The sequence below is a fragment of the Novosphingobium percolationis genome, assembly GCF_020179425.1.
Classification (GTDB): Bacteria; Pseudomonadota; Alphaproteobacteria; order Sphingomonadales; family Sphingomonadaceae; genus Novosphingobium; species Novosphingobium percolationis.
On sequence record NZ_JAILYM010000001.1, the window covers coordinates 129423 to 150216 of the forward strand.

The 20794-nt window shown below is 65.6% G+C and carries 15 protein-coding genes; 13 read left to right on the forward strand and 2 right to left on the reverse strand.

Annotated features, from left to right (window positions below; genetic code table 11):
* Positions 1-74 precede the first annotated feature (74 nt).
* The 3 genes from K3A84_RS00540 to epsC all read left to right on the forward strand — a co-directional run bounded on the left by K3A84_RS00540 (position 75) and on the right by epsC (position 5175).
* Positions 75-2468, forward strand: a complete 2394-nt coding sequence (locus K3A84_RS00540; protein WP_225007113.1) for a TonB-dependent receptor — start codon at positions 75-77, stop codon at positions 2466-2468.
* Between the two features lie 97 nt (positions 2469-2565).
* Positions 2566-4134 carry a fatty acyl-CoA synthetase gene (locus tag K3A84_RS00545; RefSeq protein ID WP_225007114.1) on the forward strand — a complete coding sequence of 523 codons (1569 nt, stop codon included), beginning with the start codon at positions 2566-2568 and terminating at the stop codon, positions 4132-4134.
* A gap of 102 nt (positions 4135-4236) precedes the next feature.
* A complete protein-coding gene (gene epsC, locus K3A84_RS00550; protein WP_225007115.1) occupies positions 4237-5175 on the forward strand; it encodes a serine O-acetyltransferase EpsC in 939 nt (312 codons plus the stop codon).
* Between the two features lie 2 nt (positions 5176-5177).
* Here the strand turns inward: epsC and K3A84_RS00555 are convergent, their stop codons facing one another.
* Together K3A84_RS00555 and K3A84_RS00560 are read right to left on the reverse strand one after the other, a co-directional pair.
* Positions 5178-5840 (reverse strand): peroxiredoxin-like family protein, encoded by a 663-nt coding sequence (locus tag K3A84_RS00555; protein ID WP_225007116.1) that lies wholly within the window; start codon positions 5838-5840, stop codon positions 5178-5180.
* A 112-nt stretch (positions 5841-5952) separates the two neighbouring features.
* Entirely contained in the window at positions 5953-6798 is an 846-nt protein-coding gene (locus tag K3A84_RS00560) for a LysR substrate-binding domain-containing protein (RefSeq protein ID WP_225007117.1), read from the reverse strand.
* 296 nt (positions 6799-7094) lie between these two features.
* Here K3A84_RS00560 and K3A84_RS00565 point away from each other — a divergent pair, with 296 nt between their 5' ends.
* The 10 genes from K3A84_RS00565 (at position 7095) to K3A84_RS00610 (ending at position 20744) form a co-directional block, all read left to right on the forward strand.
* A complete protein-coding gene (locus K3A84_RS00565; RefSeq protein WP_225007118.1) occupies positions 7095-7865 on the forward strand; it encodes an ABC transporter permease in 771 nt (256 codons plus the stop codon).
* Positions 7866-7888: 23 nt separating this feature from the next.
* Entirely contained in the window at positions 7889-8674 is a 786-nt protein-coding gene (locus tag K3A84_RS00570; protein ID WP_225007119.1) for an ABC transporter ATP-binding protein, read from the forward strand.
* Positions 8671-9294 carry a cysteine dioxygenase family protein gene (locus tag K3A84_RS00575; RefSeq protein ID WP_225007120.1) on the forward strand — a complete coding sequence of 208 codons (624 nt, stop codon included), beginning with the start codon at positions 8671-8673 and terminating at the stop codon, positions 9292-9294. Before K3A84_RS00570 ends, K3A84_RS00575 begins: the two co-directional genes overlap by 4 nt.
* Complete coding sequence (locus K3A84_RS00580; RefSeq protein ID WP_225007121.1) at positions 9291-10523, forward strand: rhodanese-like domain-containing protein; 1233 nt, start codon at positions 9291-9293, stop codon at positions 10521-10523. Before K3A84_RS00575 ends, K3A84_RS00580 begins: the two co-directional genes overlap by 4 nt.
* 28 nt (positions 10524-10551) lie before the next feature.
* Positions 10552-11640 (forward strand): LLM class flavin-dependent oxidoreductase, encoded by a 1089-nt coding sequence (locus K3A84_RS00585; RefSeq protein WP_225007122.1) that lies wholly within the window; start codon positions 10552-10554, stop codon positions 11638-11640.
* A 230-nt stretch (positions 11641-11870) separates the two neighbouring features.
* Positions 11871-13208 carry an LLM class flavin-dependent oxidoreductase gene (locus tag K3A84_RS00590; RefSeq protein ID WP_225007123.1) on the forward strand — a complete coding sequence of 446 codons (1338 nt, stop codon included), beginning with the start codon at positions 11871-11873 and terminating at the stop codon, positions 13206-13208.
* A gap of 18 nt (positions 13209-13226) precedes the next feature.
* The gene (locus tag K3A84_RS00595) at positions 13227-14081 is read left to right on the forward strand and encodes a TauD/TfdA dioxygenase family protein (RefSeq protein ID WP_225007124.1); all 855 of its coding nucleotides are present in this window, start codon (positions 13227-13229) and stop codon (positions 14079-14081) included.
* 89 nt (positions 14082-14170) lie between these two features.
* Positions 14171-15019, forward strand: a complete 849-nt coding sequence (locus tag K3A84_RS00600; RefSeq protein WP_225007125.1) for an ABC transporter substrate-binding protein — start codon at positions 14171-14173, stop codon at positions 15017-15019.
* A 97-nt stretch (positions 15020-15116) separates the two neighbouring features.
* On the forward strand, positions 15117-17615 hold the full coding sequence (locus K3A84_RS00605) for a TonB-dependent receptor plug domain-containing protein (RefSeq protein ID WP_225007126.1): 2499 nt from the start codon (positions 15117-15119) through the stop codon (positions 17613-17615).
* Positions 17616-17903: 288 nt separating this feature from the next.
* A complete protein-coding gene (locus tag K3A84_RS00610; protein ID WP_225007127.1) occupies positions 17904-20744 on the forward strand; it encodes a TonB-dependent receptor in 2841 nt (946 codons plus the stop codon).
* Positions 20745-20794 lie beyond the last annotated feature (50 nt).

Below are 20794 nucleotides of genomic sequence, written 5' to 3' on the forward strand. Positions count from 1 at the left end.
CACCCTGTCTTTCGGGGGCGTGTCTTCCCGACGATCAAAGAACAACGACAATAGAACAGTATAGGAGAGGGACCATGAAATCCGTTCTGCGCGCCGCGCTGGCCGCGTCCACCGCGCTTGTCCTTGCGGCCCATGCGGCCCCGGCCTTTGCCGCCGACAATGAGGACGCCGCCGCCACCCCCGGCGAGATCATCGTCACCGCCAACAAGCGCAACGAAAGCATCAGCAAGGTCGGCGCCAGCATCGCCGCCTTCGACAACACGATGCTGGAAAACCGCAACATCGTGAAGCCCGAACAGCTTGCGGCTTCGATCCCCGGCATGGCGCTGGCCCCGTCCACCCACGGTACCCCGGTCTTCACCCTGCGCGGCATCGGCTACAACGCCGACGCGCTCGGGGTCTATCCGGCGGTCAGCGTCTCGATCGACCAGGCGCCGATGCCGTTCCCGGTGCTGGCCGGTCATTCGATGTTCGACCTCGAACGCGTCGAAGTGCTGAAAGGTCCGCAGGGCACGCTGTTCGGCCAGAACTCCACCGGCGGCGCGATAAACTACATCGCGGCCAAGCCGGGCAAGGATCTAGAAGCCGGGTTCAACATCGACTATGGCCGCTTCAACGAAGTCCACGGCACCGCCTACATCAGCGGCCCGGTCAGCGACACGCTGGGCATGCGCCTTGCCGTCGATGGCACGCACCGCGACGCCTGGCAGTACAATTTCCTCGGCACGGGCCGCAATGGCGAGCAGAACTACATCGCCGCGCGCCTCGTCACGGTGTGGAAGCCGACCGACCGGCTGAAGTTCGAACTCAACGTCAACGGCTCGATCGACCATTCGCAGCCGCAGGCGCTCCAGATCGTCGCCTCGTTGCCATCCAACCCCGCCGCGCCCAGCTTCGAGGAACTGAACGCCGTGCTCACCCCGCGCGATCTGCGCGCGGCGAGCTGGTCGATCCACGGTCGCCCCGCCAACGCGCAACAATCGGCCACCGATGCCGCCACCCCGCGCGGGGATCGCAAGCTGTTCCAGGCCTTCCTGCGCGCCGACCTTGACGTGACCGATACCATCGCGCTCACCTCGATCAGCACCTACAACCGCCTGACGCAGAAGATGTCGTTCGATCTCGACGGCACGCCGTACGAACTCGTCGACAACCCGCGCGACGATGGCCGCATTTCCGATTTCAGCCAGGAACTGCGCCTGTCGAACGCCTCGTCGGGTGGGCAATTCCGCTGGACGCTGGGGGCCAACTACAACCACAGCACGGTCGATGAATACCAGGACATCACCTACGGCGACAACTCGCTGAGCAGCGCGGGCACCAATTTCATCCACATCAGCGCCGTCGACAACAAGGGCCGCATGGAATCGTGGGCAGCCTTCGCCAACGCCGAATATGACCTCACCGACCAGCTCACGCTCAAGGGCGCGGTGCGCTACACCAAGTCCAAGAACCGCAACGCGATGTGCAACTACGACCCGGCGGCCGATCGCAACGGGTCGGAACTGCTGGAACTGCTGGGCACGCTGCTGGGTGGCAAGCTGGTGCCGCTTGGTCCGGGTGATTGCTACACGCTTAACGCGAAGAACCTGCCGGGCGACGTGTTCTACAGCACGCTCGATGAAGACAACGTCTCCTGGCGGGCCGGTATCGACTACAAGGTCACGTCCGACACGCTGGTCTACGCCAACGTCTCGCGCGGGTACAAGGCAGGCAGCTTCCCGGTCATCACCGCCTCGGTGCAGGACCAGCTGAAGCCCGCGAAGCAGGAATCGGTGACGTCCTACGAAGCGGGCCTCAAGACGAAGCTTGCCAATGGCAAGGTTTCGCTCAGCGGCGCGGTGTTCTATCAGGATTACCGCGACAAGCAGATCCAGGGCACAGTGCCCACGCTGCTGTTCGGCCTGCTGCAGCGGCTCGACAACGTGCCCAAGTCGCACATCTTCGGGGTCGAGGCCGATCTTGTCATCCGCCCGGTCGATGGCCTCACGCTCACCGGCTCGGCCAGCTACCTCAAGACCAAGGTCGATGAATACGCAGGCTTCACCGTGTTCGGCGCGTACAAGGACTTTGCCGGAAGCCGCCTGCCGTTCGCGCCCGAATGGACGCTGGTGGGCGATATCGACTACCGCGTGCCCACGGCAGCGGGCGGTGCTGTGTTCATGGGCGCAGGCGTCAATTACCGCACCAGCGTCGATGCCTATGTCGGCGGCAGCACGCTGGCCATCCCCGACAACGGCGTCAACCGCTGGACCCGCCGCGTGCCGTTCAAGATCGACGGCTATGCGCTGGTCGATGCGCGGCTGGGCTACGATTTCCCCGGCGACAAGCTGAGCCTGTCGGTATGGGGCAAGAACGTGTTCAACACCTTCCACGTCCAGAACGTGATTTCCTACAACGACATCATCACCCAGGCCACCGGCCAGCCCGCCACCTATGGCGTCTCGCTCAAGGTGCGCTGGAAGTAACCGTTCCACCCTTGCGGAAGGACGCGTCGGGGCTTGCCCTGAACGCGTCCTTCCGCTCTTTTCATCGCAAGCCTGACCGCAACACCGAAAGCTACCGATGACCCTCGAAACGACCATCGCCCGCGCCCGTTCGCAATCGCTCTCGGGAATGCTGCGCCGGGTGGCCGAACGGCACGCGAGCAGGACCGCCATCATCTGCGGCGATGTTTCGTGGACCTACGCCGAATTCGTGGCCGAGATCGACCGGCTCGCCTCGGGCCTGCGCGCGCTCGGCATCGTGGCAGGGGACCGCGTCGCCATCCTTGCGCGCAACAGCCACGCCTTCATCGCGCTGCGCTTTGCCATCGCGCGTGCCGACGCGGTTCTGGTGCCGATCAACTTCATGCTCAATGCAGAGGACGTGCGCTTCATCCTCGACCACGCGGGCGCGCGCGTCCTGTTTGCCGATGCGACCACGATCGAGGTTGCCCACGCCGCGCGCGGGGCCAGCGTCGAACACCTCTTCGGCATCGACGGTGAAAACGTCCCGCCGCCTGCCGGCGTTCCTTCATGGCAGATGCTGATCCACGACGAACCGCTGCCGCAGGAAGAGCGTGGCGGCGAGGACATGCTCCAGATCGTCTACACCAGCGGCACAGAATCCCGCCCCAAGGGCGCGATGCTCTCGCACAACGCGGTCCTGTGGGAATACCAGAGCTGCATCATCGACTGCGAATGGACGCCCGATACGGTGGCGCTCCACGCCATGCCGCTGTTCCACTGCGCGCAGCTCGATTGCCACATCGGCCCCGCGCTCCACGTCGGCGCGCGCAATATCATCACCGGCACCCCGTCGGCGGACAACATTTTGCGCCTGCTGACCCAGCACCGCATCACCTCGTTCTTTGCCCCGCCCACGGTGTGGATTTCGCTGCTGCGCGCGCCCGAAATGGCCGCGTCCGACCTCTCCGCGCTGGAAAAGGGCTATTACGGCGCCTCGATCATGCCGGTCGAAGTGCTGCGCGAACTGCGCGCGCGCCTGCCGCAGCTGCGTCTGTGGAACCTCTACGGCCAGACCGAGATCGCGCCGGTCGCCACCGTTCTGTTCCCCGAAGAACACGCTACCCGCCTCGGCTCGGCAGGACGCCCGACTCTCCATGTCGAAACCCGCATCGTCGATGATGCGATGAACCCGGTCGCGCCGGGCGAGATCGGCGAGATCGTCCACCGCTCGCCCCAGCTCCTGACCGGCTACTGGAACGATCCCGAACGCACCGCCGATGCCTTCGCGGGCGGCTGGTTCCACAGCGGCGACCTCGGCACGATCGACGCCGATGGGTACATCACCGTGATCGACCGCAAGAAGGACATGATCAAGTCCGGCGGCGAAAACGTCGCCAGCCGCGAAGTGGAAGAAGCGCTCTACCAGCACCCTGCCGTCAGCGAAGTCGCGGTGATCGGCCTGCCCGATCCGCGCTGGATCGAAGCGGTGACCGCCATCGTCGTCGCACGCGAAGGCCACGCCCCCGACGCCTCCGACATCCTCGCCCACTGCGCCGCGCTGCTGTCGAGCTTCAAGGTGCCCAAGCGCGTGATCTTCGTCGAAACCCTGCCGCGCAACGCCAGCGGCAAGATCCTCAAGCGCGAACTGCGCCTCTCGCTATTGGCGGAACAGCCCAACGCATAAGCACTGGCTGCTTATTAAGTTTCACTTGACAACCTATCGCAATTCCTCAAGCGACATTTGCGCAAATCCGTGCATGGCACGCGCCTCGTTATGGGGAATTGTATGGGTCAGGCTTGCGAGGCGGAAAGTCCGCCACCCTTTGATCTGGAGCCGGTGATCGCCGGTCTGCGGCAGGTCCGCGACGACTGGCGCGGCGGGCAGGATCGCCACGCCGAATTCGGGGCGCTGGGCTTTCCTTCACGCCAGGCGATGTCGCGCGTCATCGACGTGATGTCGGCCGCGCTGTTCCCGCTGCGGCTCGGGCCCCCCGACCTGCACCTTGAAAGCGAGGACGAGTTCGTCTGCGCCAGCCTGCAGACCGCACTCCCGCTGCTCGCCGCGCAAGTGCGGATGGAACTGCACTACAGCCGCCATGAACGCGGGTCCGAAGCGATCGAACGCGCGGTCAAGGCCATCGTCGAGGAGCTGGCGCGCCGCCTGCCTGAAATCCGCCGCATGATCGATACCGATCTCGAAGCGGCCTATGCGGGCGATCCCGCAGCGCGCAGCGTCGATGAAGTGCTGCTGTGCTATCCCTTCGTCACCGCCGTGATCCACCACCGCATCGCGCACGAACTCTACACGCTCGGCGCGCCGCTGGTCGCGCGCCTGATCGCCGAGATCGCGCATTCGCGCACCGGGATCGACATCCACCCCGGCGCGCAAATCGGCGAAAGCTTCTTTATCGACCACGGCACCGGCGTCGTCATCGGCCAGACCGCCATCATCGGCAACCGCGTGCGCATCTACCAGGCGGTCACACTCGGGGCGCGCAGCTTCACCACCGACGCGGAAGGCCACCTCGTCAACGAACCCCGCCACCCGATCATCGAGGACGATGTGACGATCTACGCCGGGGCGACCATCCTCGGCCGCATCACCATCGGGCGCGGCTCGGTGATCGGCGGCAACGTCTGGCTGACGCGGTCCGTGCCCGCGTGCAGCCGCGTGCGCCAGACCCAGCCTAGCGTGAGCATCGAAGCCGCCGACTGCTTCGACTGAGGTCAGGACACGGTTGCGGCCACCTCCGGCAGCTGCGCCAGCACGGTCTCCGCCTCGGTCCGCACCAGCCAGTCCGGGCTCGCGTCGATGTAGCGAATGGTGTGGTCACTTTCGAGGATTACCACCGCCGGTTCGGTGATTTCGTAGCTTTGCGTGCCCAGCGTTGCGCCGATCCATGGCTGGCCCGGCTGCACCGCCGGCTGGTCTTCGGGCAGGAAGGTCAGCCCCAGCGTGCGGCCCAGCGCATAGTCGGGATCGGAGAACGTGGGGAAGCGCAGGCCGTGCCGCTCGGTCGGGCCCTTGTCGACCGGAACTTGGGCGCTGACAGCCAGCAGTGGAATGCCCGCCGCCGACAGCACCGGTTCCAGCGTCTCGTTGTAATAAGGCAGGGCGATGTTGCACGCCGGGCACCCGCCGAAGCGGAAGAACACCAGCACTGCCGGACCATGCGCGAGCAGCGTCTCGCTCGACACGGCCCGGCCGTCGGCATCCACCAGCGTGAACGGGGCCAGCTGATCGCCTGCGCCGGGCCTGCGCGCGGGATCAAACCGTTCGACCAGCACGCGCCGCTGCGCCGCGTTTTTCTCCAGCTGTTCCTTCGGCCAGCTCCGTTCGCGTTCGGCCTGAAGCTCGGCGAACTGGGCTGCAAGGCTTCTCGTGCTCATCGTCGTGATCCTTTCGCTTGGTCGGGATTCACGGAGCTAGGCCCGCGTCCGGCGCGGGGAAAACGAGAAGCGAGCGCAGGCGCTTGAGTGTTGCTGATAGAACCGCCGCGCCTCAGGCCGCCTGTGCCAGCCCCGCCAGGGTCTCGCGGGTCAGTTCGGCCAGCCGCTGCGTCGCCGAATCCAGTGCATTTGCGGTCTGCAGCACGCACGATATCGAAGGCAGGTCGGGCAGACCCGCATCCTGGATCGGCGCATCCCGCAGGAACAGGTGCGTGCGGCAGGTAATGCCAAGGCCCGCCTGCACCCCCGCGCGCAGCGTCGTCAGGTTGGGCGTTTCGACCGTGATCCGAAACCGACGCCCGGAATCCTCCAGCGCGCGGATCGCCGCCTCGCGAAAGCGGCAGGGCTGTTCCAGCACGGCCAGCGGGATCGTTTCGCGCGCGGCCAGCGCCGGATCGCCGTACCAGGCCATCGGCGCGTGCGTCACCGCCGCCGGATCGTTGGGCGCGGCAAAGCCCAGCACGATGTCGAGCTGGCGCCGCTCCAGCAGACCGATCAGTTCCGCCGTGCCAGCGATGCGCGAATAGATCTGCGCGTCGGGGTGCAGTTCGGCAAACTGCGCCAGCAGGCCCGACAACAGCATCTCGGCAAAGTCCTGCACCATCCCGATCCGTGCGGGGCCCGCGAACTGCCCGGCGGTGACGGCGGCCACGGCCTCGTCGTGCAGTGTCAGCACCTTGCGTGCGTAGTCCAGCATCAGCTCGCCTGCCGACGTCAGCGTCAGGCGGCGGCCATCGCGGTGGAACAGCGTCTGTTGCAGCAGGTCCTCCAGCCGCTTGATCTGGAGGCTCAGTGCCGACTGGGTGACGAAGACCTTTTCCGACGCGTTGAGCATCGAGCCCGTATCGACGATCGCGACGAACGAGCGCAGGAGATTGGTCGGCAGATTGACCGGCATGGCGGGGGGCCTTGGAATTCGAGGAGCGGGGATGGGGCCGCTGCGGTGGTCCGCCGGGCGGTCTCGATGCACCGCATTTAGGCGGCGTCACTTTATCAATCAAAATAGTAGAGGTTCTGATCGACAAAGCAAGGGTTGATTGCCGGCTTGCCGCGCCGCCCGCACGGCTCGTCGTCCTAACACGCTGAAATTTGGCTCACTATGAGGGATTCTGATAGCCGTGGCTTAAATCTCAATTGTCTTGGTAGAGTTTTGAGCGGAGTTTGTTGAAAGCCATCCCCTCGAGTGTTCCGTGCATGTCTTTCATCAACAAACTCGTTAACAGCCGCTGGTTCAGCCCGCTCGCCTTGCTGGCGGCATGGGAAGCCGGTTCGCGCCTCGGGCTCATTCCCGAACGCACGCTGGCTGCCCCCTCGGCTGTTGCGGGCACATTGTTCGGGATGCTGGTCTCAGGCGAATTGCCAAGCAACCTCGCGGTCTCCTTCGGTCGCGTGCTGACCGGCCTTGCCATCGGCGTGACCTTCGGCGTGGTCTTCGCGCTGATCGCAGGGCTCTCGCGCAAAGGCGAGGCGGCGGTCGATCCGCTGATGCAGATCAAGCGTACGATCCCGACACTCGCGCTGACGCCGCTGTTCATTGTCTGGTTCGGCATCGGCGAAACCCCCAAGATCGCGCTGATCGCCTTCGCCTCGATGTTCCCGGTCTACCTCAACCTCTACAGCGGCATTCGCGGCGTCGACCTGCGCCTGCTCGAAGGCGCGCGCAGTTTTGGCCTCAGCCGTGCCGAGCAGGTGTGGCACGTCATCCTGCCCGGCGCGCTGCCCTCACTGCTGGTCGGCCTGCGCTATTCGCTGTCGATCGCGATCCTGGTGCTGGTCGTGGCCGAACAGATCAACGCCTCGGCGGGTCTTGGCTACCTCATCAACAACGCCCGCGACTTCATGCGCACCGATGTCATCGTCGTCTGCCTGATCGTCTACGCCGTGCTGGGTCTTGCCGCCGACTGGCTGGTCCGCACGATCGAAAATCGCGCCCTCGTATGGCGCCCCAGCCTGGTGAAAGCCTGATCCCTCTCACGCGGAGAACCACGATGGACGCCCGCCTTAACCTCCTGAACAAACCGTCGGTGCCGGCTGCCGAGGCAGAGCCGCCGGTGGTGCGCCTGCGCCATTTCACGCGCCGCTTCGGTGACAACACCATCCTTGCCGATCTCAACCTCGACATCGCGCCGGGAGAATTCGTCGCGCTGCTGGGCCGTTCTGGCTCGGGCAAGACGACGCTGCTGCGCACACTGGCGGGTCTCGACAGCACCGAAGGGCAGGACGTGACTGTGCCCGCTTCGCGCGCGGTCGTGTTCCAGGATGCCCGCCTGCTACCGTGGAAGAAGGTCTGGCGGAACGTCGCGCTCGGCCTCAAAGGCAAGGACGTCAAGGCCCGCGCGGTCGCCGCGCTCGAGGAAGTCGGGCTCGACCATCGCATCGACGCCTGGCCGCTAACCCTCTCGGGCGGCGAGGCGCAGCGCGTTGCCTTGGCCCGCGCGCTGGTGCGCGAACCCAAGCTGCTGTTGCTCGATGAACCCTTCGCCGCGCTCGATGCGTTGACCCGGATCAGGATGCACCGCCTCGTGCTCGACCTGTGGCGCGCGCATAAGCCCGCGGTCCTGATGGTCACGCACGACGTGGACGAGGCCGTCGCGCTGGCCGATCGCATCCTTGTTCTCGACGAAGGGCGCATCTGCGCGCAGGATCGCATCGCCATCCCGCGCGGGGAACGCGGGGAGCTGGCGCGACCTTATCGGGAGAAGTTCCTCCAGATCCTTGAAGGCTCGGTCCGCAACGACGCGGTGATCCCGTTCCCCGCAGGAGGTGCCCAGTGAGCGCACTCGTTTCTCCATCGCCGGTCCTGCCGGGCGTGGGCCTTGCCCGCCTGCGCGGCTTCGTCACCAGCCTCGCCGAACTGATCGACGCCACGCGTGACGAGAAGGGCCTGCTTGAGACCGGCGCGAAGCTGCTGTCGCGCCTCGTCTCGCAGGACGACTGGCTGCCCGATGCCTACGCGCAGCCCGATCCCGATCGCTACCGCCAGTACCTGCTCCACTGCGACGCCCGCGAACGCTTCAGCGTGGTCTCGTTCGTCTGGGGGCCGGGGCAGGGCACGCCGATTCACGATCACCGCACCTGGGGCCTTGTCGGCGTGCTGCGCGGCAGCGAGCGGTCGGAACGCTTCGTGCGTAATCCCGACGGCACCCTGCGCCAGATCGCGACCGATGTCCTTCACGAAGGCGAAGTCGAGGCGGTGAGCCCGCGGATCGGCGACATCCATCGCGTTTCCAACGCTGAGGACCGGCACCCGTCGATCTCGATCCACGTCTATGGCGGCAACATCGGCGCCATCGAGCGCGCGACGTACGCGCTCGATGGCACCGCCAAGCGCTTCGTCTCGGGCTATGCCAACACCACCTTGCCCAACCTGTGGGACAGGTCAGTGCGGTCATGACGGTTCTGCCTGAAGACATCCGCAAGGCGCTGCTGGCGCGCGAGGAGATCGCGCTGATCGACTTGCGCGAGGAAGCGGATTTCGCGCTCGGCCATCCCTTGTTCGCCGCGCAGATCCCGCTGCGCCGGATCGAGGCCGAAGCGCGTTGGCGCATCCCGCGCCCCGATACCCGCGTGGTGGTCTACGACAACGGCGAAGGACTCGTGGCGCCTGCGCTGGACCAGTTGCGCGCGCTCGGCTTCACCGATGCCGATGCGCTCGAAGGCGGACTTTCGGGCTGGCGCGGAGCGGGCTATGAGCTGTTCGAGGACGTCAACAGCTACTCCAAGGCCTTCGGAGAACTGGTCGAACACCGCCGTCATACGCCCTCGCTGCCTGCCCACGACGTGCAGGCCCTGATCGACGAGAAGGCGGACATCGCGATCCTCGACGCGCGTCGTTTCGACGAATACGCGACCATGAGCATTCCCGGCGGGGTCAGCACGCCCGGCGCCGAACTGGTGCTGCGCGCCCGCGCCGTCGCGCCCGATCCCGACACCACGATCATCGTCAACTGCGCCGGGCGCACCCGCTCGATCATCGGCGCGCAGTCGCTGGTCAACGCAGGCCTTCCCAACCGCGTCTTCGCGTTGCGCAACGGCACCATCGGCTGGACGCTGGCCGGGCAGTCGCTCGAAACCGGCCAACAGCGCCGGGCTCCGTCGCCCGACGGCACGATCGCCGACGACGCGCGCGAGAAGGCGCGCGAGGTGGCCTATCGAGCGGGCGTGCGCCGCATCAACTGGGCGGAACTGGCCCATCTGCGGCAGGACAAGGCGCGCACGCTGTACCTCTACGATGTGCGCCTGCCCGAAGACTTCGCGGGCGGCCACTTGCCAGGTTTCCGCAACGCGCAGGGCGGCCAGCTGGTGCAGGAAACCGACCACTTCGCGCCCGTTCGCGGCGCTCGGATCGTACTGGCCGACGACCTCGGTCCGCGTGCCGACATGACCGCCTCGTGGCTCGCGCAATTGGGTTGGGAGGTCTTCGTCGTCGAATGGCAGCAAGGCGTCGCGCTCGAAGCCGGCGGCGATGGCGCTCCGAGCCCACGCGGACCGGAGGGCCGCTACAAGCGCCCCTACGAGGGTACCGACAATGCCGCCGCCGCGATGCAGGCCTATCTCGACTGGGAATTCGGCCTTGTCGAACAGCTCCGCCGCGATGGCACCCACGGCTTTTTCGTCATCTGATTTCAACGGCTTCAAGAAAGGGTTTCCCATGCCCGTCAAGTTCATCGGTTATATCGGCTTCAACAACACGTCCGAAATCCACGCCGGCCAGCGCAGCCGCATCCTCGATCGTGATTATGTCGATGCCGCCGCCCGCGCGCAGGAAAAGGGCGGGTTCGACCGCGTGCTGATCCCGTTCGGATCGAACACGCCCGAAAGCCAGATCGTCGCCGCGCACGCTGCCGCGATTACCGACACGCTCGGCTTCCTCGTCGCGCATCGTCCTGGCTTTACCCAGCCGACGCTGGCCGCGCGCCAGCTCGCCACGCTCGACCAGCTGTCGGGCGGGCGCGTGGCCGTGCATATCATCACCGGCGGCGCTGACGAGGAAATGGCGCGCGATGGCGATGTCGGCCCGGACAAGGCGCAGCGCTACGCCCGTACCAACGAATACCTCGACATCGTGAAGCAGGAATGGTCGGCGGCGCGCCCGTTCGACCACAAGGGCCGCTTCTACGAAGTGCGCCAGGGCTTCAGCGCGATCAAGCCGGACAATCTGCCGGTGTTCTTCGGCGGCTCCTCGCCCGAGGCGATCGACGTCGCCGGACGCCATGCCGACGTCTACGCGCTGTGGGGCGAAACGCTGGAGCAGGTGGGAGATTCGTTGCGGCAGGTCCGCCAGTCGGCGGCGCGCTATGGTCGCTCGCCCGGCTTTTCGCTGTCGCTGCGCCCGGTGATCGCCGATACCGAGGAAGCCGCGTGGAAGAAGGCGGCCGAGATCGAGGATCAGGTCCGCGCCGCGCGCGAGGCCGCCGGGCTTCCGGTCAGCGGCCACCGCCCCGCCAATGCCGGGTCGCTGCGCCTGCTCGAAACCGCCAGCACCAACCGCCGCGACGGTCGCCTGTGGACGGGCGTTGCCGCGCTGACCGGCGCGCAGGGCAACTCCACCGGGCTTGTCGGCACGCCCGAGCAGGTCGCGGAAGGGATGCTCGAATACTACGACATCGGCATCGACCACTTCCTAATCCGTGGCTTCGATCCGCTGGCCGATGCCATCGCCTATGGCGAGCACCTCCTGCCGCTGGTCAAGGCCAGGGTGGCAGAGCGCGATGCCCGCCCGGTCGCGCTGGCGAGCTGAGGGGAGCGCACGTCATGGCCACTGTCCTCGAACGTCCGCAGCCGTAGGACGAGCTGCGTAGCTGCGGTTTTGATCCCTGAACTTGGGCCGGTCGCCGCGCGGCGCCGGCCCCTTTTTCGTACGCCCGTACGGTGCGGCTTGAGGATTTCTCGAACTGCTATCAGCCTTCCGCGATGGCTGGGACGGCAGGCCGGGTGCACCTTTTCGGCATCGGAAATCAGGAGGTACCCATGACCAGCAAGCGCCAGCTGCGGCTCGGCTTCATTCTTCACGGCGTCGGCCCCGGCTGGGACGATTGGCGCCATCCCGATGCGCAAGTCGATGCCAGCACCAGCCTCGCGTTCTACAAGCGGCAGGCGCAGACCGCCGAGCGCGGCAAGTTCGACTACCTGTTCGTGGCTGACAGCGTTTCGATCAACGCGCGCTCCAGCCCGCACTACCTCAACCGCTTCGAACCGCTGACCATCCTGTCGGCACTGGCGGCGGTGACCGAGCGCATCGGCCTCGTCGGAACGGCGACGGTTTCGTACATCGAACCGTACAACCTTGCCCGCCAGTTCGCCTCGCTCGACCACATCAGCGGCGGGCGTGCGGGGTGGAACGTGGTGACGAGCTGGCTGGAAGGCAGCGCGGCCAACTATGGTAAGGACGAACACCTTGCCCATGACGTGCGCTACCGCTTGGCCGAGGAATACCTCGATGTGGTCAAGGGGCTATGGGACAGCTGGGAGGACGACGCGCTGGTCCGGAACAAGGAGACCGGACAATTCCTCGATGCCGACAAGCTGCACGAGCTGAACCACAAGGGCGAGTTCCTGAAGGTGAAGGGACCGCTGAACATCTCGCGCAGCGCGCAGGGCCAGCCGGTCATTTTCCAGGCTGGATCGTCTGAGGACGGGCGCAATTTCGCCGCAAAGCACGCCGAGGCGATTTTCACCCATTCCGACGATCTGGCTGAGGGCCAAGCGTTCTATGCCGACTTGAAGGCGCGAGCGAAGGGCTTCGGGCGCGATCCAGAGCAGCTGCTCATCGTGCCCGGCGCGCGGCCCGTGATCGGATCGACCGAGGAAGAAGCCGAGGCGAAGTACCGTGAATTGGCCGACCTCGGCAATCTGGAGAACGCGCTGCGTTCGCTGGGGCGCGGGTTCAACGATCACAACTTCAGCGTCTATGACCCCGATGGCTCGTTCCCGCGCGAAGTTGCCGCCGAAGGGTACAAGTCGAACCAGAGCCAGTCCAACCGCGTGCTGGCGCTGGCCGATCAGGGCCTGACCCTGCGCGAGATCGCGCTGCGCCATGCCACGCCGCGCGGAAACTTCGTCGGCACGCCCGAGCAGATCGCCGACCGCTTCGAGACCTGGCTGAACGAACGCGGGTCGGACGGCTTCAACCTGTTCGAGAGCCTGCCGGGCCAGCTCGACCTGTTCGTCGACCACGTCGTGCCGATCCTGCAGCAGCGCGGGATCTACAAGACCGACTACCCCGGCGGGACCTTCCGCGAGACGCTTGGCCTCGACGTTCCCGTGAACCGCAACACCGCCGCTCGCCTGCAACGCGACGCGGCCTGAGGAGAGGAGCTTACCCCCATGGCTACCACCGCAATCGACACCGCCATCACCGGCCTCGACATTCGCCCGCTCCAGCCGACCATTGGTGCTGAAGTCCATGGCATCGACATTTCGCAGCCGATCAACGACGCCCAGCGCGCCGCGATCCGCGCGGCGGTGCTGAAGTACAAGGTGATCTTCTTTCGCGACCAGCCGCTGACCAACGAGCAGCACGCGGCCTTCGCCGGGCAGTTCGGCCCGCTCTACACCCACCCGACCACCAAGCGGCAGGACAACCTGTCGCCGGTCCATTCGATCGCGGCCGCCGACGATCGCGAATATGGCGAGCGCTTCAAGGCGGTGCTGGATTCTGGCGATGCCTATCACACCGACACCAGCTGGCGCCTGGTGCCGACCTGGGGTGCGGTGCTGCGCGACATCACGCTGCCGGAGGTGGGTGGCGATACGATCTGGGTCGATGCCAACCTTGCCTATGAGGCGTTGTCGGATGACCTGAAGGCGCGGCTCGAAGGGCTGCACGTGACGCACAACTTCATCGGCGCGCTGAAGGCTGTGGGCCATGAATATCCGATCGTGGCGCACCCGATCGTGCGCACGCACCGCGAAACCGGGCAGAAGATCCTGTGGGTGAACTTCTCGCAGCAGCCGCAGATCCTGGGACTGGAGCTGGCGGAGAGCAAGGCGCTGCTCGACGAGATCCTGCGCCAGTACAAGCGGCCCGAATTGCAGGTGCGCTTCAGCTGGCGCAAGAACTCGGTGGCGTTCTGGGACAACCGCGCGGCGGTACACTACGCGGTGCGCAACTACGGCAATTTCCCGCGCGAGCTGCATCGCATCCTGATCGCGGACGAACCGCTGTGGGGCGATCTCTGACCATGCTGTCCCGACGTCAAGCCATCCTGACGTCCGGCGCCTTCTTCGCCCTGGCCGCGTGCGGCCGGGGCGGGGGAGGCGCCAAGACGTTGCGCGTAGGCAGCCAAAAGGGCGGCACCAAGGCGCTGATGCTGGCTTCGGGCGCGCTGGAAGGCGTGCCTTATGCCATCGAGTGGTCGGACTTTCCCGCCGCGCAGAACCTGCTGGAAGCGCTGGCCAGCGACGCGGTGGACGTGGGGCTGGTGGGCGATGCCCCATTCCAGTTCGCCTTCCAGAGCGGCAGCCCGGCGCGGGTGGTCGCGGCGATGAAGTCGGACAGCCGGGGTGCGGGCGCGCTGGCCGTGGTGGTCAATGGCCATTCGCGCGCGCATTCGATCCGCGATCTGGTGGGCAAGCGCGTGGCGACCACGCGCGGCAGCATCGGGCACTATCTGGTGCTGCGCGCGCTGGCGGCGGCGCGACTGCCAGCCGATGCGGTAAAGATCACCTGGCTCACCCCCAGCGATTCCAAGGCGGCGTTGCAGACGGGGGCGATCGACGCATGGTCGACCTGGGTGCCCTATACCGCCGCCGCGCTGGCCGAAGGCGCGCGCATCGCGGTGGATGGCCGCGACTTTTCGCAAGGGGTGGGCTTCGACGTGGCGAGCGCCGGGGCGATCCGCGACAAGCGGGCGATCCTTGCCGATTTCCTGGCACGCGAGGCGCGGGCGCTGGATTGGTCAAACGATCACGTTGACGATTATGCGCGCATCCTTGCGAGCGAAACCGGGCTGCCACTGCCGATTGCCGAGGCGACGGTGAAGCTCAACAGCAGGCGGCGTACGCCGATCGATGCCGGGCTGGTGGCGAGCCAGCAGGTCATTCTCGATACCTTCCGCGAGGCGGGCGAGTTCAAGGCCTCGCGCGCGCTGAAAGAGGCCTTCGTGCCGCTCGCTTGACTGGAAGCAATAACGACGTTTGATAAGTCAATTGGATTGGTAGAGATAATCGCGGCACGGTCTCCCCGAAACCAATGAGGGCTTTCGGGGAGTTCCAATGAAACTGCTTCTTTCGTCGAGTGTGCTGGCTTCGGGCTTGCTGCTTGCAACCCCTGCCAGCGCGGCAGACGCCGCGCCTGCCGCCGAAGCTGCTGCCGACGCGGCCAGCGACATCGGGGGCGATGCGATCATCGTGACCGGCGTGCGCGGGGCGACGCCGCGCACGGTCGCTGATAGTCCGGTGCCGATCGACGTGATCACGCCTGCGGAGCTGAAGGCCACGGGGCGAACCGGCCTGAAGGAAATTCTGGGTAACATCATCCCGTCGCTGACGATGCCCGCGCTGGGCGGCGGCGGCACGTCTGCCAGCGTGCGCCCGATCTCGATCCGCGGGCTGTCGGGCGATTACCTGCTGGTGCTGGTCAACGGCAAACGTCGACACACCACCTCGCTGATCAACAACCTGTCGCGCGTTTCGGGCGGCTCCACGCCGGTCGATATCGACCTGATCCCGACCAACGCGGTGGGCAGGATCGAAGTGCTGCGCGATGGCGCGGCGGCGCAATATGGGTCGGACGCGATTTCGGGGGTGATCAACCTGATCCTCGATTCCAGCCCCGAAGGCGGCGAGTTCAGCGCGACGGCGGGTCAGCTTTACGAAAAGGGCGGGGCGCTGCTCCAGCAATCGCTGGGCTATGGCACGCGGCTGGGCGATGGCGGGTTTGCAAGGGTTTCGGTGGAGGCCAAGTTCCACGACAGGGCCGACAGCTCGGCCGATCCGATTGCGCGCGTGTTCCCGCTGGTGAACGGCCAGCCTGACCCGCGCGAAGGCAGCGTCGATCACGTCATTGCCGGGGGCTATGGTCGGTCGAACCGCGACAAGATCATCAATTCGAGCTTCAACGCCGAATTGCCGCTGTCGGACACGCTGAAGGGCTACACTTTCTCGACGCTGAGCTATCGCGACATCAAGGACGCGCGCGGGGCTTATGCGCCCTCCACCTCGATCGGCGCCCTGCCGCAGATCTATCCTTCGGGCTTTCAGGCCTATCGCCGGATCTGGGAGTGGGACTACCAGACAACCTGGGGGCTCAAGGCGCAACTAGGCGGCTGGGATGCGGACGTTTCGACCAGTTTCGGGCGTGACCATGTAAGGCTTGGGGCGGAAAATACGCTCAATCCGTCGCTTGGGCCGACCAGCCCGACCAGCTTCTTCATGGGCAAGCAGGTGCAGACGCTGTGGGTCAACAACCTCGACCTGTCACGCGCGTTCGACGTGGGGCTGGCTGACAAGCTGGAGGTCGCGCTGGGCGTCGAGCAGCGCTGGGAGAAGTTCCAGAACATCGCGGGCGAGCCCGACAGCTATCGCGACGGCGGCTATGTTGTGCCAGTGGATGGCACTGGGTTCGGGCAGGCCTATGGCGGTAAGTCGCCTTCGCCGGGGCTGGTCTCGTTCACGGGCACGTCGCCCGCCGATGCCTCGTCGATCTCGCGCGGGAACGTGGCGGCATATCTCGACGTGTCGACCAAGCTGACGCCCGCCTGGTTCGTGGGCCTGGCTGGACGGTTCGAGCATTATACCGACAGCGCGGGCAACACGTTCAGCGGCAAGTTTTCGACGCGATACGAACTGGCGCGGGGGGTTGCGTTGCGCGGCGGCGTGAACACGGGCTTCCGCGCGCCGAGCCTTGCGCAGACGGCGTTTTCGACGACGCAGAACACGGTGACGGTGGTGGGCAACGAGCGCGTGACGACCACGTCGAAGTTCCTGCCAGTGAACAGCGCGGCGGCGCAGGCGCTGGGGGCGCAGTCGTTGAAGCCGGAAAAGTCGCTCAACTTCACGGCGGGGCTGACGTTCGAGCGCGGGCCGTTCCGGCTGACGGTGGACGGCTACCAGATCCGCATCGACGACCGCATCGTCAAGACCGACTTCCTCGGCACGGCGAGCAACGGCGGGGCGGCGATCAAGGCGATCCTGGTGGCGAACGGCGTGGCCAACGTCGACAGCGCGCAGTTCTTCACCAACGCCATCGACACGCGCACGCGCGGCGTGGACGTGGTGGGCGAATATACGTGGCGCACGGGTGGACTTGGTACGGTGCGACTGAATGCGGCGTGGAGCTATTTCGACACCAAGATCCTGCACGTGATCGACAATCCGGCGCAGCTTTCGGCGATCAATGTCGTGCTGTTCGGGCGGCAGGTGCAGCGCGACCTGCTGGTGGCGACGCCCAAGAGCAAGGTCGTCCTTTCGGCGAACTGGGATCTGGGCAAGGCGCGCATCCTCGCGCGGGCAACGCGCTATGGCCAGTATACGGAGTCGAGTTCGGTCGAGGCGAGCGACCGGACGTTCGGCGCGAAGTGGGTGGCGGATCTCGAACTGGGTTACGAACTGTCGGACCACGTCAACTTCTCGGTAGGTGCGAACAACCTGTTCGACAGCTACCCCGAACGCAACGGGCTGGTCGCACAGGACGGGTCGGGCGCTTACGGCAGCTTTGCGCCCTTTGGGCTGAGCGGCGGGTTCTACTACGCGCGTGTTGGCGTGACGTTCTGAGGCGGCGCGGGGCTGTGTCCCCGCCTGTCTGATGACTATCGGGAAGGGGCGTGCGCTGTTGCGCGTGCGCCCTTTTTCGCGTGCAGGCAGAACGTGCTTTTTCCCAAGTGCCGTGGCGAGCCCAAAGGCGTATGATTACGAATGCAGCAGGGCTGCGGCATCTGCGCGAACTTGCGTTTACGGCAAACGTGACGTAATCAGGCAAAGGTTTGCTGAATGGCGCGAAAGCGCGGCAGCAAGATGGGAACCGAAATCGGTTCCCCGTGCCAACAGGGGGAGGACAAGTCCATGAATGCACGCAAGAGTCTCGTCTGCTCGACCGCGATCGTCGCGTTGTTGAGCGGCAGCGCCGCGCTGGCCCAGACGGCCGGTGCGCCCAGCGACCCGAATGCAGCGCCGCCGCCCGCCGATGAAGGCATCGTTGTCACCGGCATCCGCGCCAGCCTCCAGCGTTCGCAGGCGGTCAAGCAGAACAGCACGACCGTGGTCGAAGTGCTGGCCGCCGAAGATATCGGCAAGTTGCCGCAGTCTTCGGTCGCCGATTCGCTCGGTCGCCTGGCCGGTCTTGCGGGCGAACGCCGCGCCGGGCGCGTCAGCGGCATCTCGGTGCGTGGCTTCCGCGAAGACTTCGTCGGCACCACCATGAACGGTCGCGAACTGATCGGCATCGGCGACAACCGCGGGGTCGAATACGATCTCTATCCGTCGGAAATCATCGACAGCGCCGTGGTCTACAAGACCCCCAGCGCCGACCTGAGCGCGATGGGCGTGGGCGGCACGGTCGACCTTCGCACGATCCGCCCGCTTGAGCACAAGCGGACGCTGGTGGTGAACGGCACGTTCGAGAAGAACGGCATGAAGTCGATGAACCCCGACTTCAAGGATACCGGCTATCGCGTCGCGCTGTCGTACAGCGACAAGTTCGCCGACGACACCATCGGCATTGCGCTGACCGCCGCCACCACCTCTTCGCCCACGCAGGACCGCTTCTTCAGCGTCTGGGGCTATGACAAGGGGGCGATCAGCTCTGGCCCGGATGCGGGCAAGTACGTTCCGGCCGGCATCGACATTTCGTCGCGCTCGCGCGTGCTCAAGCGCAAGACGCTGGCGGGCGTGCTGGAATTCAAGCCTTCGGACACCTTCTCGATCACGCTCGATGGCCTTTACATCGATTTCTCCGACCGCGGCATCTCGCGCGGGTTCATCGAGGCCCTGCCGGTGGCATCGGACGGCAGCACGGTGATCAGCTCGAACAGCACCGCCGTTACGTCGGCCACGACCACTGGCTTCAATTCGGTGCTGCGCACCGACCCGCTCGACAAGCGCGGCAAGCTCAAGACCTTCGGTGGCAACCTCAAGTGGGAACCGGCGCACGACCTCCACGTGGTGCTCGATGTTTCGCACGCCGAGAGCGACAAGCGCGATACGCGTGGCGAGAGCTATTCGGGTCTTGGCCGTGCGGGCCTGACCACCCAGGGTCCGAACAACATCCGCACCTACAACTACACGCCCGATGGCCTGCGCTTCTCGAACAGCACGCAGTCCTATGACGACTTCAACGTGGTACGTCTGGCCGGGCCGCAGTCGTGGGGTGGCAGCCTCGCCCCGATCGGGGAACTGAGCCAGTCGGAAGTGCTGGGCCGCAACGGCGAGCCGATCGGCTTTGCGCAGGCGCAGGACGGCTTCGTCAACACCGGCATCTTCGACGAGCGGCTCAACTCGCTGCGCTTCGAAGTGGTCAAGGACTTCGATGAAGGCTTCATCCGCCACGTCAACGTCGGTGTGCGCTATTCCGATCACAAGAAGGCCAAGACCAACCAGGGCTACTTCCTGACAGCCGAGACTTATCCGCTCGACGGTGCGATCCCCGAAAGCGCGCGTCGCGGCACGGCGGACCTGGGCTGGGTCGGCATGGGCAACGTCGTCGCCTATGATGCGCTGAGCCTGATCAACAGCAACTTCTACACGAAGTATGACGCAGGCAGCCTCGAACCCGATCGTCTGGGCGACACCTACACCATCCGCGAGAAGGTGTGGCAGCCGTTCATCAAGGCCGATTTCGAGCACGAGTTCGGCGGCGTCCGTATGTTCGGCAACGTGGGCGTGCAGGGCGTGATCACGCGCCAGCGCGGCTCGGGCTTCAACTCACAGATCGGCGCGGACTTCTTCGACATCGCGACGCCGATCAACGACGGCGCCAATTACAGCCGCGCGCTGCCTAGCCTGAACGTGAACTTCGACCTCGGCGGTGGGCACACGCTGCGCTTCGCGGCATCGAAGGTGATCAGCCGCCCGCGCATCGATTACCTGAACCCCGGCTCATCGGTGAAGTTCCGCAACAACATTGCGAACGTCCTCAACACCGATCCCAGCCTTGGGCCATGGGTTTCGACGTCGGGCAACGCGCGCCTTCGTCCTTATGAAGCCAACCAGTTCGACGCGAGCTACGAATACTACTTCGCACCGGATGGCTTCATCTCGGTCGCTGGCTTCTACAAGAAGCTGGTGAACTGGAACGTCGCTACGACCACTCTGCGTGATTTCACCCAGTTCTACATTCCCAGCTACCACTACGGCACCGATGATGAGGGCGTGAAGCACGCGCCGGCCACCTTCACCGGCCTCAACACCACCTACACCGGCGGTCTGAAGGGCTCGGTCAAGGGCGTGGAACTGCAGCTGAGCGTGCCGTTCGGTCGCCTCGTTCCGGCGCTGACGGGCTTCGGCGTGGTCGGCGGCGCGGCCTTCACCGATGGCAAGCTCGACAACGGCACGGCCGTGCCGGGCCTGTCGAAGCGGGTCTATCAGCTGACCGGCTACTTCGAAAAGGCGGGCTTTTCGCTGCGCGGCTCGCTCAACAAGCGGTCTTCGTGGCTGTCGGAAGACCGAGGCGGTTCGAACACGATCTCGCCGGTCAACCGAGCCGGGCAGACGCTGGTCGATGCCCAGATCGGGTATGACTTCAAGGATAGCGGTATCAAGTACCTCGAAGGCCTGCGCATCTCGGTGCAGGGCCAGAACCTGACCAACCAGAAGGACGTCTACACCGACTCCGCCAGCGGCCTCGTGACGCGTGTGGAAACCTTCGGTCGCAACGTGCTGCTGAACATGACCTACTCGTTCTTCTGATCGAACGGGCGTGATACGTCTCCCCGTCGGCGACGACCGACGGGGAGACT

Coding starts and splice junctions, on each gene's coding strand:
- K3A84_RS00605 (WP_225007126.1), top strand. CDS start 15,117: ATGAAACTGCTTCTTTCGTCGAGTGTGCTGGCTTCGGGCTTGCTGCTT.
- K3A84_RS00560 (WP_225007117.1), bottom strand. CDS start 6,798: ATGCCGGTCAATCTGCCGACCAATCTCCTGCGCTCGTTCGTCGCGATC.
- K3A84_RS00585 (WP_225007122.1), top strand. CDS start 10,552: ATGCCCGTCAAGTTCATCGGTTATATCGGCTTCAACAACACGTCCGAA.
- epsC (WP_225007115.1), top strand. CDS start 4,237: ATGGGTCAGGCTTGCGAGGCGGAAAGTCCGCCACCCTTTGATCTGGAG.
- K3A84_RS00555 (WP_225007116.1), bottom strand. CDS start 5,840: ATGAGCACGAGAAGCCTTGCAGCCCAGTTCGCCGAGCTTCAGGCCGAA.
- K3A84_RS00570 (WP_225007119.1), top strand. CDS start 7,889: ATGGACGCCCGCCTTAACCTCCTGAACAAACCGTCGGTGCCGGCTGCC.
- K3A84_RS00545 (WP_225007114.1), top strand. CDS start 2,566: ATGACCCTCGAAACGACCATCGCCCGCGCCCGTTCGCAATCGCTCTCG.
- K3A84_RS00540 (WP_225007113.1), top strand. CDS start 75: ATGAAATCCGTTCTGCGCGCCGCGCTGGCCGCGTCCACCGCGCTTGTC.
- K3A84_RS00565 (WP_225007118.1), top strand. CDS start 7,095: ATGTCTTTCATCAACAAACTCGTTAACAGCCGCTGGTTCAGCCCGCTC.
- K3A84_RS00580 (WP_225007121.1), top strand. CDS start 9,291: ATGACGGTTCTGCCTGAAGACATCCGCAAGGCGCTGCTGGCGCGCGAG.
- K3A84_RS00610 (WP_225007127.1), top strand. CDS start 17,904: ATGAATGCACGCAAGAGTCTCGTCTGCTCGACCGCGATCGTCGCGTTG.
- K3A84_RS00590 (WP_225007123.1), top strand. CDS start 11,871: ATGACCAGCAAGCGCCAGCTGCGGCTCGGCTTCATTCTTCACGGCGTC.
- K3A84_RS00595 (WP_225007124.1), top strand. CDS start 13,227: ATGGCTACCACCGCAATCGACACCGCCATCACCGGCCTCGACATTCGC.